Source organism: Streptomyces hokutonensis (genome assembly GCF_042751305.1).
Lineage (GTDB): Bacteria > Actinomycetota > Actinomycetes > Streptomycetales > Streptomycetaceae > Streptomyces > Streptomyces hokutonensis_A.
Map to the genome: position 1 here is coordinate 265279 of NZ_JBHYWD010000011.1, position 13703 is coordinate 278981.

At 70.7% G+C, this 13703-nt stretch carries 14 protein-coding genes; 10 read left to right on the forward strand and 4 right to left on the reverse strand.

Features of this window, described 5'->3' with window-relative positions; translation table 11 throughout:
- Positions 1-184 precede the first annotated feature (184 nt).
- Both ACFXC1_RS28660 and ACFXC1_RS28665 read right to left on the reverse strand, forming a co-directional pair.
- Positions 185-1183, reverse strand: coding sequence for an NAD-dependent epimerase/dehydratase family protein (locus tag ACFXC1_RS28660; protein ID WP_381247502.1), 999 nt, complete (start codon positions 1181-1183; stop codon positions 185-187).
- Entirely contained in the window at positions 1123-1566 is a 444-nt protein-coding gene (locus tag ACFXC1_RS28665) for a hypothetical protein (RefSeq protein ID WP_381247505.1), read from the reverse strand. The genes ACFXC1_RS28660 and ACFXC1_RS28665 overlap by 61 nt, the downstream gene beginning before the upstream one ends.
- A 177-nt stretch (positions 1567-1743) precedes the next feature.
- On the opposite strand from ACFXC1_RS28665, the gene ACFXC1_RS28670 reads away from it, so the two are divergent.
- Positions 1744-3090, forward strand: coding sequence for a COG1361 family protein (locus ACFXC1_RS28670; RefSeq protein WP_381247508.1), 1347 nt, complete (start codon positions 1744-1746; stop codon positions 3088-3090).
- Positions 3091-3128: 38 nt separating this feature from the next.
- Here ACFXC1_RS28670 and ACFXC1_RS28675 read toward each other — a convergent pair whose 3' ends face one another.
- Positions 3129-4160, reverse strand: coding sequence for a LacI family DNA-binding transcriptional regulator (locus tag ACFXC1_RS28675; protein ID WP_381247510.1), 1032 nt, complete (start codon positions 4158-4160; stop codon positions 3129-3131).
- Between the two features lie 177 nt (positions 4161-4337).
- Between ACFXC1_RS28675 and ACFXC1_RS28680 the strand changes: the two genes are divergently transcribed.
- Both ACFXC1_RS28680 and ACFXC1_RS28685 read left to right on the forward strand, forming a co-directional pair.
- The gene (locus tag ACFXC1_RS28680) at positions 4338-6359 is read left to right on the forward strand and encodes a beta-galactosidase (protein WP_381247513.1); all 2022 of its coding nucleotides are present in this window, start codon (positions 4338-4340) and stop codon (positions 6357-6359) included.
- A 483-nt stretch (positions 6360-6842) separates the two neighbouring features.
- On the forward strand, positions 6843-7124 hold the full coding sequence (locus tag ACFXC1_RS28685; RefSeq protein WP_381247515.1) for an ArsR family transcriptional regulator: 282 nt from the start codon (positions 6843-6845) through the stop codon (positions 7122-7124).
- Positions 7125-7131: 7 nt separating this feature from the next.
- On the opposite strand, the gene ACFXC1_RS28690 is transcribed toward ACFXC1_RS28685, so the two are convergent.
- Positions 7132-7962 (reverse strand): ribonuclease BN, encoded by an 831-nt coding sequence (locus ACFXC1_RS28690; protein WP_381247517.1) that lies wholly within the window; start codon positions 7960-7962, stop codon positions 7132-7134.
- A gap of 179 nt (positions 7963-8141) precedes the next feature.
- Here ACFXC1_RS28690 and ACFXC1_RS28695 point away from each other — a divergent pair, with 179 nt between their 5' ends.
- The 7 genes from ACFXC1_RS28695 to ACFXC1_RS28725 all read left to right on the forward strand — a co-directional run bounded on the left by ACFXC1_RS28695 (position 8142) and on the right by ACFXC1_RS28725 (position 13702).
- A complete protein-coding gene (locus ACFXC1_RS28695) occupies positions 8142-9104 on the forward strand; it encodes an SMP-30/gluconolactonase/LRE family protein (protein WP_381247520.1) in 963 nt (320 codons plus the stop codon).
- 164 nt (positions 9105-9268) lie between these two features.
- The gene (crcB, locus tag ACFXC1_RS28700; RefSeq protein WP_381247523.1) at positions 9269-9730 is read left to right on the forward strand and encodes a fluoride efflux transporter CrcB; all 462 of its coding nucleotides are present in this window, start codon (positions 9269-9271) and stop codon (positions 9728-9730) included.
- Complete coding sequence (locus tag ACFXC1_RS28705) at positions 9727-10107, forward strand: DUF190 domain-containing protein (RefSeq protein ID WP_381247525.1); 381 nt, start codon at positions 9727-9729, stop codon at positions 10105-10107. The genes crcB (ACFXC1_RS28700) and ACFXC1_RS28705 overlap by 4 nt, the downstream gene beginning before the upstream one ends.
- On the forward strand, positions 10104-10478 hold the full coding sequence (crcB, locus tag ACFXC1_RS28710; protein WP_381247526.1) for a fluoride efflux transporter CrcB: 375 nt from the start codon (positions 10104-10106) through the stop codon (positions 10476-10478). Before ACFXC1_RS28705 ends, crcB (ACFXC1_RS28710) begins: the two co-directional genes overlap by 4 nt.
- 88 nt (positions 10479-10566) lie before the next feature.
- Complete coding sequence (locus ACFXC1_RS28715) at positions 10567-11403, forward strand: undecaprenyl-diphosphate phosphatase (protein ID WP_381247529.1); 837 nt, start codon at positions 10567-10569, stop codon at positions 11401-11403.
- A gap of 182 nt (positions 11404-11585) precedes the next feature.
- Positions 11586-12263, forward strand: coding sequence for a FadR/GntR family transcriptional regulator (locus tag ACFXC1_RS28720; protein ID WP_200686341.1), 678 nt, complete (start codon positions 11586-11588; stop codon positions 12261-12263).
- The gene (locus tag ACFXC1_RS28725) at positions 12260-13702 is read left to right on the forward strand and encodes an amino acid permease (RefSeq protein ID WP_381247531.1); all 1443 of its coding nucleotides are present in this window, start codon (positions 12260-12262) and stop codon (positions 13700-13702) included. Before ACFXC1_RS28720 ends, ACFXC1_RS28725 begins: the two co-directional genes overlap by 4 nt.
- Position 13703: the final 1 nt, after the last annotated feature.

Genomic DNA, 13703 nt, shown 5'->3' on the forward strand with positions numbered 1-13703 from the left:
GCCGTCGGGTAGGGCTGAGGGGCAATCGCCCGGCCGGACCGAGGGACAGCCGCCCGGGTAGGGCCGAGGGGCAGCCGGCCCGCCGGGCTGTGGGGTTGCCGCAGGGTCGGGCCGAGGGGCGGCCGTCATGTCGCCCGCTCGGCGTCGGCGAACGCCGGAGGCGCCTCGGCCGCCGGCCGCCCGGCTACCGCTCCCCGCGCAGTTTCGCCACCGCGAACTCCCGCATCCCCTCCGGGAACGCGACCTCAGCCTTCCACCCCAGCTCGGCCCGCAGCCGTGCGGAGTCCGCCGTGATGTGGCGGACGTCGCCGAGCCGGTACTCCCCGGTCACCACGGGCTCGGGCCCGCCGTACGCGGCGGCCAGCACCCGCGCCATCTCGCCGACCGTGTGCGGATCCCCGCTGCCGGTGTTGTAAGCGGTCAGTGCCCCCTCCCGGGGCTCGGCCTCCAACGCGGCCACATTGGCAGCCGCCACGTCCCGTACGTGCACGAAGTCCCGCCGCTGGCCCCCGTCCTCGAACACCCGAGGCGCCTCACCACGGGCGAGCGCGGACCGGAAGAAGGAGGCGACCCCGGCGTACGGGGTGTCGCGCGGCATCCTGGGGCCGTACACGTTGTGGTACCGCAGCGAGACGGCCGAACCACCAGTGGCGCGAGCCCAGTTCGCCGCCAGGTGTTCCTGGGTGAGTTTGGTCGTCGCGTACACATTGCGGGGGTCGACCGGCGCGTCCTCACCCACCAGCCCCGGCGTCAACTCCTCGCCGCAGCGCGGACACCGGGGCTCGAAGCGCCCCGCGTCCAGATCGGCCACCGCCCGGGGCCCCGGCCGCACCGGCCCGTGCCACTCACAGGCGTAGGAGCCCTCGCCGTAGACGACCATCGACCCGGCGAGCACCAGTCGGCGCACGCCCGTAGCGGCCATGGCGGCGAGCAGCACCGCCGTACCGAGGTCGTTGTGCGAGACGTAGTCGGGCGCGTCGCCGAATCCCGTACCGAGTCCGACCATCGCCGCCTGATGGCATACGGCGTCCACGCCCCGCAGCGCGAGCGCGACCGCCTCGCCGTCACGCACATCCGGCCCGTCCCGCAGGTCGAACACCACCGCCTCGTGCCCGCGCGCGGTCAGCGCCTCGACGACATGGGACCCGATGAACCCGGCACCGCCGGTGACCAGTACTCGCATGGTTCAGACGCTAGGACCGCCGGACCACCGCGCGGCAGTGTCACGGCCGTCGTGTCACCGGTCCGTAAGACCTGCTCAGCGCCGCCGGGAGCCGTCCGGTCAGCCGCGTACCGGTGCTTTTCGCGGCCGTCCGCGCCGAAGAAGAAGCTCAGTACGACGGTGACGGAGGCCGCGACCGCGAGCCGCAGCCCCCAAGTGGCGGCGGAGCCCTCCCCGAGGGCGGAGGTGACGGCGGGCGCGTCGAGCAGGACACCACTCAAGGGCAGCGAGCCGACACAGCTCAACAGGCAGACCCACAGCGGAGGTTCGTTCGACACGACGAGGACGGTGGCCGCGATTACCGCGACCGCGCTGAGTACGACGGTGAGCGAAGTGATGTCCATGGCCACGAGCATTCCGGTCGGCGGACGGCGAGGCGTCGGCGCGGCGGAGGATCGGCGTCTCTACCAAAGGGTATAGACACGCCTCCCACCACAACCTTTCGTATCGGCGGACCGTCCAACTCCCGCCCGGCGTCAACGACTTGCCGGGGTCTCTGCTGTACCAACATGGGGGATGTCATGAGATCTGTCTCCGTCGGGCGGCTCCTGCGCCGCGGAGCCTGTACCGGAGCCGTGGGGGCGCTGGTCCTCACCGGTGCTGGGAGCGGGGCTGCCTTCGCCGACGACGAGCCGGGGACCGATCAGCTGGGGATCCAGGCGCCGTACGACCAGTCGGTCACCGTCGCCCCGGCCGGCGGCACGGCGCAGTACCGGACGCTGAAGCTCGGTCTGTACCACGACAACGACAACTTCACCGTGACGGACGGACACCTGACCGTCGACATCTCCGGGCTCGCCGGGGTCGCCGAGGTGGCCTGGCCCGACAACTGCACGCCGAACGCCGCGGGCACCGTCGCGGTGTGCGACACCGGGGACGTGCCCACGCGCTACAGCGCACAGGTGCGACTCCAGGTGCGGGCCGTCACCGGTGCCGCCGTGGGAGCGCAGGGCACGATCGAGTACTCCGCCGAGGCCACCGGAGGACCCGACGGCACGCTCACCGCTCCTGAGGGCAGCGAGACCCCCGTCACTGTCCGTTCCGGCCCGGACCTCGGCATCGCCGCCCCGCAGGACGCGACCGACGTCGCGCCCGGCGCGGAACTCACCGTGCCGTTCGCCGTCACCAACACCGGCAACGAGACCGCCCACGGCTTCACCGTGCAGATGTGGGCGACATACGGCCTCGACGTCGTCACCCGCTACCCGCAGTGCACCTACGCAGAGCCGGACGCCGGCGGCACCTCCATGCCCACGACCCACGCGACCTGCGCCTTCGACACGGACATCGCGCCCGGCGCCACCGTCGAACTGCCCGCGCCGCTGCGGCTCGCCGTCACCGATCACGCGCTCTTCGACCGGTTCGACTACGAGGTCGAGCCCGTCGACGGCATCACCGACCTCGACAGCTCGGACAACGGCCGTGCCTGGAGCATCGTCGCCGACAACACGGCCGACTTCGCCGCGCACGGCACGGAGGTGAGCGGCGCGGCCGGCGACACCGTCACCGCCGCCTTCCGGTTCACCAACGACGGCCCGGCCTGGGTCGGCAACATCGGCTCCGGCGACCCCGTCGCCGTGATCGACTTCTACCTCCCGGAGGGCACCACCGCCACGTCCGTGCCCGAAGGCTGTGAGACCGCCTGGACGTCCGGCGACGACCCGGCCGTCGGCCACTACGCCTGCTACCCGCAGATGTGGGCCAAGCCCGGCCTGGACATCAGCTTCCCGTTCCAGCTGCGCATCGACCGGGTCGTCCCCGACGCGACGGGCCGCGTCGTCGTCCACCCGCACACCGACAAGCCCGTCACCTTCGACCCGTACACCGCGAACAACACGGCCGGGGTGATCGTCAACCCGACCGCCTGACGGCAGTGAGGAGGGGCGCGCCGAAAGCCCGTCCCCTCCTACGTCGACTCGCGCTTCACCAGCTCCGTCGGCAGGATCACCGCCGCCGTGTCCTCGCCCCCGATCTGTGCCAGCAGCACCCGTACCATCTCCGCGCTGATCCGGTCGAACGGCTGCCGCATCGTGGTGAGTTCGGGGCTGGAGGCGAGCGCGGCGGGGGAGTCGTCGAAGCCGCCGACCGCCACGTCCTCCGGCACCCGCCGCCCGGCCCGCTCCAGGGTGGTCAGCACGCCACGCGCCATCAGGTCGGAGGCGACGAACACGGCGTCCAGGTCCGGGACCTGTGCGAGCAGCCGCTCGGCGCCCCGCTCACCGCTGAGGCGGCTGTAGTCGCCGGAGACGACGAGGGAGTCGTCCACCTCGACGCCCGCCTCGGCGAGCACCTCCTTGTAGCCGGCGAGGCGCTCGACACCGCCCGGGGTGTCCAGCGGCCCGGTGACCATGCCGACACGGCGACGGCCCAGGGAGAGCAGATGCCGGGTCATGTCCCGGGCGCCGTCCCGGTCGTCGGCGGCCACATAGCTGATCTTGGAGCCGAGCCCGATCGGCTTGCCGCACGCGACCAGCGGCACACCCGCCTCGCTCAGCTCCTCCGCCACCGGGTTCCCGGAGTGGCTGGAGACCAGCAGCACCCCGTCGACATGCCCGGAGGTGATGTACCGCGTGATGCGCCGCCGCTCGTCCTCGGTGCCGGCCAGCATCAGCAGCAGCGGGATGTCGTGCGCGGCCAGCGCCTGGGTGCAGCCGCGCAGCAGGACGTTGAAGTTCGGGTCCTCGAAGAACTTCTCCTGCGGCTCCGTCAGCAGGAAACCGACCGAGTCCGAGCGTCCGGTGATCAGCGAGCGGGCGTGCCGGTTGACGACGTAACCCGTCCTGCGGATGGCCGCGTTGACGGCCTCCTGCGCGGCCGGGCTGACATAGTGCCCGCCGTTGAGGACCCGCGACACGGTGCCCCGCGAGACACCCGCCTCGCGTGCCACGTCGTGGATCGTCGGCGGCCTGCGCCGACCCCCCGTAGTGCTCATGGTCACGACTCTACGGCTCCCGGGCCCGGAGCCTGAAGCACCGCTATGGGAGCGTTCACAGCATTCGCGGCAGAGAAACATCAGGGACACTTGTCAGCGGTCACGGACGTGCGGTTATGTTGGGGCAACGCTTCAGGGCGCGCTGTGTGCACGTTCCCAAATGATCGACTACGGGAGAGATCCATGCCGGAGACCACACCCAAGGGGCTCACCAGGCTCGCCTTCGGTGGGGACTACAACCCCGAGCAGTGGCCGGAGAGCGTCTGGCAGGAGGACGTCCGGCTGATGCGGGAGGCCGGCGTCACCATGGTGAGCGTCGGGATCTTCTCCTGGGCCCTGCTGGAACCCGAGCCCGGTGTGTACGACTTCGGCTGGCTCGACCGGATCATCGACCTCCTGCACGCGAACGGCATCCGCGTCGACCTCGGCACGTCCACCGTCGCCCCGCCCGCCTGGTTCTACCGCGCCCACCCCGAGGCCCTCCCCGTCACCGCCGACGGCACCCGCTACGAGTTCGGCTCACGCGGCGCGATCTGCCACAGCAACACCGACTACCGCGCCGCCGCCGCGAACATCACCACCCGCCTCGCCGAGCGCTATGGCACCCATCCCGCCCTCGCGCTGTGGCACGTCTTCAACGAGTACGGCGTCCCCGTCTCCGCCTGCTACTGCGACTCCTGCGCCGCCCACTTCCGCCGCTGGCTGACGACGACGTACGGAAGCGTCGACGGCGTCAACGAGGCCTGGGGCACGGCCTTCTGGGGCCAGCGCTACGGCGACCTCGGCCAGGTCAACCCGCCGCGCCTCACCCCGACCGCCGTCAACCCGGCCCAGGCGCTGGACTACACACGCTTCGCGGACGCCACCATGCGCGAGAACTTCGTCGCCGAACGCGACATCCTGCACCGCCTCGCGCCCGGCATCCCGGTCACCACCAACTTCATGGCCGCACTCAGCCAGTGCGAGTCCGTCGACTACTGGGCCTGGGGCCGCGAGGTCGACCTCGTCACCAACGATCACTACCTGATCACCGACGGCCGCCGCACCCACGTCAACCTCGCGATGGCCGCCGACCTCACCCGCTCCGTCGCGGGCGGCGCCCCCTGGCTGCTCCTCGAACACTCCACCTCCGGCGTCAACTGGCAGCCCCGCAACCCCGCCAAGGCCCCCGGCCAGATGGCCCGCAACGCCCTCTCCCACGTGGCGCGCGGCTCCGACGGCGCGATGTTCTTCCAGTGGCGCCAGTCCCGGCGCGGCGCCGAGAAGTTCCACTCCGCGATGCTCTCGCACGGCGGCACCGAGACCCGCGTCTGGCGTGAGGTCGTCGAACTTGGCGCCTCCGTCGAGGAGTTGAGCCGGATCCGCGGCACGCGCACCCGGGCCGACGTGGCCGTCGTATGGGACTGGCAGTCGTGGTGGGCGCAGAAACTGGAGTGGCGCCCGAGTGAGGACCACGACGCCCGGGAGCGGGCCGACGCCTTCTACGAGGCCCTCTACGACCGTCACCTCACGGTCGACTTCGCCCACCCGGAAGCCGACTTGTCGGCCTATCCCCTTGTCGTCGTACCCGCCCTGTACCTGACGACGGAGGCGGCCGGCCGCAACCTCCAGCGGTACGTCGAGCAGGGCGGCACCCTCGTCGTCTCCTACTTCTCCGGCATCGTCGACGAGCACGACGCCGTCCACGAGGGCGCGTATCCCGGACCGCTGCGGGACGTACTCGGCCTGACCGTCGAGGAGTTCTCGCCTCTGCTGGCCGGCGAGCGGGTGCGGGTCACCGGGCCCGACGGTTCCGAACTCACCGGCGACGTATGGACCGAGTTCGTGGCCCCGCGCGGCGCCGACACCGTGTGGACGTACGCAGAGGGCCTCACCGCCGACCACCCGGCCGTCACCCGGCACCGCCTCGGCGAGGGCACCGCCTGGTACGTGTCCACGCGTCTCGACGCGCATGGCCTCGACGCCCTGCTCGGCTGGGCCGCCGAGGACGCCCGGATCGCCCCGCGCGCCGAGCTGCCGTACGACGTCGAAGTCGTGCGCAGGGAAGGCGAGTCGGGCAGTTTCCTCTTCGCCGTCAACCACAGCGCCTCGGACGTCAAGGTGCCGCTGGGCGGCGACGGCACCGAGCTGCTGACCGGCGAGCGGGCCGCCGGCGGTCTCGCGGTTCCCGCCGGAGCCGTGCGGGTCGTACGACTCGACGGCTGAGCCGACTCCCCTCCGCCCGCGAGAGCCGTGAGCCGCGGGCGGAGGGGGACCTCCGACGCCCGGCGGGCGTGCGTTCTTGTGCGGCTGCGGCCGTGTGGGTCGGCCAACTCATGATCCGGAGGCGGGAGTTCGTTCCCCGGCGGGTTACGGCGTCCCGTCCGTTGTTCTGCGCCTCGGCGCGGGCGGTATCGAGCTGCCGACCGGTGAACGAGTCGCGGGCGCGCGGATCGACGACGCCCGGCGCGCGTGCGTTCTTGTGTGGCTGCGACGGTGTGGTTCGGCCAACTCCCGTTGTGGAAGGTGGAGTTCGGTCCCGGCGGTTTCCGCGCGTCCCGCCCGTTGTCGCACGCCCCAGCGGCGACCGCCGCGTCGAACAGGAACGGTCGGTCCCGGACAAGGGGCACCGAGTCCGGGACGGGGCGGACCATGCTGCGGGAGAGTGGGAGGGCGCGGCAAGCGGCGCGCAGGACGGAGGGGCACGCGATGCTGAGGACTCCGGCGAGTCAACGACGACTGGACATCCTGGAGTGGCTGAGAGACCCGGCCGCCCACTTCCCGGCACACCGGTATCTCGACGAGGCCGGGGTCAGCTCGGAGGCGGTGGCGGCCAAGCTGGGCGTGCCCCGCCAGGTGGCCGAGACCCACCTCGAACTCCTCGCGTCCCTGGGCCTGTTGCGCACCCGGCGGATCCGGCTGCGCACCTACTACCGGCGCGACGAGGTCCGTATCGCCGAGGTGGCCCGGATGTTCGAGAAGGGCTGGTAGGCGAGCGCTACCCCCTGTCCTGCCCGGCGTCCGCTCCCTCCGGCGTCTCCGGCTCCGTGCGGAACGACGCGTCCGGGTCCCCGAAGCGCTCGCACAGCAGCCTGCCCACCAGAGCGCCTCCGTAGAGCACGAACCCCACGCCGACCAGCCAGGACTCCACCACCAGCACCGTGCCGACCGGGCCGTAGCTGACCGCGTTGGTGACCAGGAGCGGGGTGAACACCAGGTACGAGAACCAGCGCAGGCCGACCAGGCCCGCCATCGTGGCGAGCGCGCCCGGCAGCAGATAGCGCCAGTGGACCTGCCGGTTGAGCAGGAAGTGCGGGCCCCACCAGAAGAACAGCAGGCCGGCCGCCATGCTGAGCAGGATCCGGGGCGTGCCCCCGAGGACGTTGCGGGTCTGCACCTGCGCGTACAGATAGCCCATCAGCATGACCAGCCAGATGAGTTGGCGCCAGATGCGGTGCCAGGGCGCGCCGGCCGGGCGCCACACGTGCTCGTAGCCGCTCTGCACGCTCGACGCGAAGGACAGCCCGAACAGCGCGAGCAGCGCAACGCTCCACGCGCTGGTGGTGCCGATGACCTTGCGGGGCGGGGTGAAGACATCGGTGAGCGCGCGGGCGGAGCGGCCGGACAGGTCCATGCCGTCAACCAGCCACAACGCGAACCCGCCGTGCCCGATCGGATCGGCCGCAGCCACCACGATCAGCAGCGGCGCCAGCGTGACCAGCGCGAGCGTCGCGAACCCCATGGCCCGGTGCAGCAGCTCCAACTCCCGCCCGCGCCGGTTGAGTTCGGCGAGCCCGAGGCGTCGCCACGCGGTGCGGAGGCGGTTCACCGGGATGCTCCCGCGCGGCGGGCGGCCGACCACGTCATGCGGGGCCCCCTTCTCACTTCTCGCCGACCGGCAGCGCGATCCGGGTCACCGGGAATACGCTCGGCAAACATGACCGGGTGCCGCGATGACCGGGAAGAACAGCAAGCGTACGCGCGCCGGACCCAACCGTGGAGGTGTTCGTGGACCGACCCAGTGCACTGCTCGCCCGCCAATACGTCGCGATCGGCGGTGTGGGTCCCGAGGACGTGGTGGCCGACGCCCGCGGCCGGGTGCTGACCGGCGTCGAGGACGGCCGCATCCTCCGCCTCGACGGACTGATCGACCCCGAGGCGGTCCGGGTCGAGACCCTCGCCGACACCGGCGGCCGCCCGCTCGGCCTCGAACTCCTCCCGGACAACGCCCTGTTGGTGGCCGATGCGGAACGCGGGCTGCTGCGGGTCGACTTGGGGAACGGCTCGGTGCGCGTCCTCGCCGACTCCGTGGCGGGGGAGCCGCTGTGGGGCTGCAGCAACGTCGTCGCGCTGTCCGACGGCAGCGCGTACTTCACCGTCTTCAGCCTCCGCTACCCGATCGAGCGGTGGATCGGCGACATCGTCGAACACACCGGCACGGGAAGGCTGTTGCGCCTCGCACCCGGCGCCGACAGTCCCGAAGTCCTCCTGGACGGACTCCAGTTCGCCAACGGGCTCGCCCCGAGCGCCGACGAGTCCTTCCTGGCCGTCGCGGAGACCGGCGCCCGCCGGCTGACCCGGTACTGGCTCACCGGACCGAAGGCGGGCCACAGCGAGTCCTTCGTCGACGACCTCCCCGGCATGCCCGACAACCTTTGGCGGGCCGGCCCGGAGGGGCCGATCTGGGTGGCGCTGGCCGGCCCGCGCGTCGCGCCGCTCGAACTCCTCCACCGGGCCTCACCCGCCGTACGGCAGGCCGCGGCCCGGGTCGCCGTGCGCGTGCCCTTCCGCCCCACCGGCATGATCGGAGCCATGGCGTTCGACGACGACGGAGCCGTCGTCCACCACCTCGTCGCGCACGGCTCGGCGTACCGGATGGCCACCAGCGTGTGCGAGGCCGCCGGGCACCTGGTGCTGGGCAGCGTGCGGGAGCGCGGGATCGCGCTGTGCGAGCCGCCCGCCCCGAAGTGACCCCGGCACGTCACCGGCGTTACCCTGATGCCCGGCCGCGAGCACCCCTCGCGGCGCGGCGGTGGGGCCCGCCGTACCCGAACCGCGGCAGAGGTGCCGCCAACGGTCCCTACTTGTAGAGGCGTGTGCCCCCAGGGCCCCCGACGAGTAGGAGACGTACGGCCATGACAGCTCCCGAGGCCGAGAGCGTCCGTACCCGGCCACAGGCCCCGCGTCCGTCCGTCTGGCGCGGTCAGGGTCCCGTGGTCGCGGTGGTCGCGCTCGGCGGCGCGATCGGGGCCACGGGACGTTACGGGGCCTCCCTGTGGTGGCCGGCGCAGAGCGGCGGGTTTCCGTGGACGACGTTCTGGATCAATGTGGTCGGCTGCGCCGTCATCGGCGTCTTCATGGTGGTCATCACCGATGTGTGGGCCGCCCACAGGCTGGTGCGGCCGTTCTTCGGCACCGGTGTGCTCGGCGGCTTCACGACTTTCTCGACGTACGCCGTCGACATCCAGAAACTGGTCGACGCGGGCCATCCCCGCACCGCGCTGGCCTATCTCGCCGCGACCCTGCTGGCGGCCCTCGCGGCGGTCCGGCTCGCGGTGACGGCGGCCCGGCGCGTCCTGAACTGGAGGCGGCGATGACCAGACTGACCGGCAGCGCCCTGCGCGTGACCGTCTTCATCGGCGAGAACGACACCTGGCACCACAAGCCCCTCTACACGGAGATCGTCCACCGCGCGCACATGGCCGGTCTGGCCGGCGCCAGCGTCTTCCGGGGTATCGAGGGCTTCGGTGCCTCCTCCCTGATCCACACCACACGGCTGCTGTCGCTCAGCGAGGACCTGCCGGTGGCGATCGTGATCGTCGACACCGAGGAGCGCGTACGGGCCTTTCTGCCCCAGCTCGACGAACTCGTCACCGAGGGACTGGTGATCCTCGACGACTGCGAGGTCATCCGGTACGCGGGCCGTACGGACGAGTCCCGCGCATCGGACGCGAAGGGTAAGAAGTCGTTGTGAACTGGCTGTTGGTCGTCGCTGGAGCCGTCGTCGGCGCCCCGCTCCGCTATCTCACCGACCGTGCCGTGCAGACCAGACACGACTCCGTCTTCCCCTGGGGCACCTTCGCGGTGAACGTCACCGGCTGCCTCGTCCTGGGCACCCTGACCGGAGCGGTGTCCGCCGGGGCGGCCGGCTCGCATCTCCAACTCCTCGTCGGGACAGGCCTTTGCGGGGCCCTGACGACGTACTCGACCTTCTCGTACGAGACACTGCGACTGACCGAGACAGGGGCGGGGCTCTACGCCGCCGCCAACGTCGTCGGCAGCGTGACGGCGGGCCTCGGTGCGGCATTTGTCGGGGTGTCGATCGCGCAAGCCCTGTGGGCGTAAGAAATCGGGCGGATCCCGCGCCTGTGCGGGACCGCCCCCAGCGCTATTGTCTACAGCACTGTCGACCAACCCCGAAGAACTGGATCCCATGAGCGTCATCAGCGTCGGTCAGGCCGCCGTCCTCGGAGTCGTGGAGGGGGTGACCGAGTTCCTTCCCGTCTCCTCCACCGGCCATCTGAAGATCGTCGAAGGGCTGATGAAGATCCCCGTCGACGACGATTCCGTCGTCGGGTTCTCGGCCGTCATCCAGGTCGGCGCCATCGCCGCCGTGCTCGTGTACTTCTTCAAGGACATCGTGCGGATCGTGAGCGCGTGGGGCCGTGGCCTGCGCAACCGCGAGGAGCGCTATCACCACGACTACAAGTTCGCCTGGTGGGTGATCTACGCGACCATCCCGATCGTGCTGGTGGGCCTCGCCGCGAAGCCGCTCATCGACGGGCCGCTCGGCTCGCTGTGGGTGGTCGCCGCCTCGCTGATCGTCGGCAGTGGTGTCATGTGGGCGGCGGACCAGATGGGCCGGCACAAGCGCGGTGAGGACGACACCACCTTCAAGGACGCGATGCTGGTGGGCAGTTCACAGATCCTCGCGCTGCTCTTCCCCGGTTTCTCGCGTTCCGGCGCCACGATGTCCACCGGTCTCATCCTCGACCTGGACCGGGTCGCCGCCACCCGGCTCTCCTTCTTCCTCGGCATCCCGGCTCTGACCGGCGCCGGTATCTACGAGCTGAAGGACGCCCTGGGGGCGGGTGTGGGCGCCGCTCCGCTGGTCGTCGGCACGGTCGTGTCGTTCGTGGTGGCCTACGCCTCCATCGCCTGGCTGCTGAAGTTCGTCGCCAAGCACTCCTTCAACGCGTTCGTGATCTACCGGATCATCATCGGCGTCCTGCTGTTCGGGCTGCTCGGCACGGGTGTGCTCGACAGCTGACAGCCACTGACACCGCACGGACGATCATCACAGCGGGCGTGAAGCCGGATTTTCAGGCTTCACGCCCGCTGAATTTTTCTTTTCCGATCGCTTGACAGCACTGTCCCGTCACCCGCAGGATCACGTCCGTGAACCTGTCAGACAGCCAGACAGGTGGAGTCGGACCGCGGCGCGTCAGCGCCATGGAAGCGGTGCTCGTCCACCTCCGCGGCGCCATCGAGCGCGGCGACTACGCCATCGGCGACAAGCTGCCCTCCGAGGCCGAGCTGTGCCGCACCCTGGAGATCAGCCGACCCGTGCTCCGCGAGGCCCTGCGGGCCCTGCAGACCATGGGCCTGACCGTCTCCAAGACCGGCAAGGGCACCTTCGTGGTCGCCAACGCCGTGGAGGATCCCACCTTCGGCGACTACGCGGCCAGCGACCTGCTGGAAGTGCGCCGCCACGTCGAGATCCCGGTCGCCGGGTACGCGGCACTGCGCCGCACACCGGAGAACCTGGACCACCTGGCCCACCTCCTGGACCGCATGGAACAGGAGACGGACACCACCGCGTGGGTCGCGATGGACACCCTCTTCCACCTCGCCGTGGCGGAGGCCGCGCAGAACCCGGTGTTCCGCCGGGTCATCGAGGAGATCCGCGACGCGCTGGCCCGCCAGTCCGCGTTCCTCAACGAACTCGGCGGCCGGCGCGAGCAGTCCAACCGCGAGCACCGGGCGATCGTCGAGGCGCTGATCGACGGCAGCGAGCCGGACGCCGTCGAGGCCATGTCCCACCACCTCGACCGGGTCGAGACGACCCTCACCGACATCGTGCGCCCCGCGCGCACGGACACCCCCACGGAAGGCGGACCCGAGGCGTGAGCGAGCAGTCCCTGCACGACGGCGTGCAGAAACGATCCGGCCATGTCGACGCCGGAGACGCCGGCTACAGCAAGTCCCTGAAGTCCCGGCACGTCAACATGATCGCCATCGGCGGCGCGATAGGCACCGGCCTCTTTCTCGGCGCCGGCGGTCGCCTCGCCGACGCCGGCCCCTCCCTCTTCATCGCGTACGCGGTCTGCGGCCTCTTCGCCTTCCTCGTCGTCCGCGCCCTCGGCGAACTCGTCCTCTACCGGCCCTCGTCCGGCGCCTTCGTGTCGTACGCCCGCGAGTTCCTCGGCGAGAAGGGTGCCTACGTAGCGGGCTGGATGTACTTCCTGAACTGGGCCACCACCGGCATCGCCGACATCACCGCCGTGGCCGTGTACACCCACTACTGGGGCATGTTCTCCGACATCCCTCAATGGTTGATCGCGTTGATCGCCCTCGCGGTCGTCCTGACGGTCAACTTGATCTCTGTACGGCTCTTCGGAGAGCTGGAGTTCTGGTTCGCGATCATCAAGGTCAGCGCGCTCGTCGTCTTCATGCTGATCGGCATCTTCCTGCTGGCCACCCAGCACCAGGTTGACGGCACCACCCCCGGCCCGTCCCTGATCACCGACAACGGCGGCATCTTCCCCAACGGCCTGCTGCCCATGCTCCTGATCATCCAGGGCGTCGTCTTCGCCTACGCCTCCGTCGAGCTGGTCGGCGTCGCCGCCGGCGAGACCGAGAACCCCGAGAAGATCATGCCGAAGGCGATCAACTCGATCATGTGGCGCGTCGGCCTCTTCTACGTCGGCTCGGTGCTCCTGCTCTCGATGCTGCTGCCCTGGAACAAGTACAGCGCCGGCCAGAGCCCCTTCGTGACCGTGCTGTCGAACATCGGCATCCCGGCGGCGGGCGGCGTCATGAACCTCGTCGTCCTCACCGCGGCCATGTCCTCCCTCAACTCCGGCCTCTACTCCACCGGCCGCATCCTCCGCTCCATGGCGATGTCCGGCTCCGCCCCGAAGTTCACCTCGGTGATGAGCCGCAGCCAGGTCCCCTACGGCGGCATCCTGCTCACCAGCGGCATCTGCGTCCTCGGCGTCGGCCTCAACTACGTAGTCCCGGCGGACGCGTTCGAGATCGTCCTCAACTTCGCCGCGATCGGCATCCTCGCCACCTGGGGCATGATCATGCTCTGTCACCTCCTCTTCTGGCGGAAGACCGAGAAGGGCGAACTCTCCCGGCCCAGCTACCGGTTGCCGGGCTCTCCCTGGACCGAACTCGTGACGCTGGCCTTCCTCGCCTCCGTCCTGGTCCTCATGTACGCCGACGGCGGCGCCGGACGCACCACCGTGCTGTGTCTGCCGCTGATCGCCGCCGCGCTGGTCGCCGGATGGTTCGCCGTCCGCCGCCGAGTGGCGAGCACGTCCACCTCCGCAACCGACGCGTGAG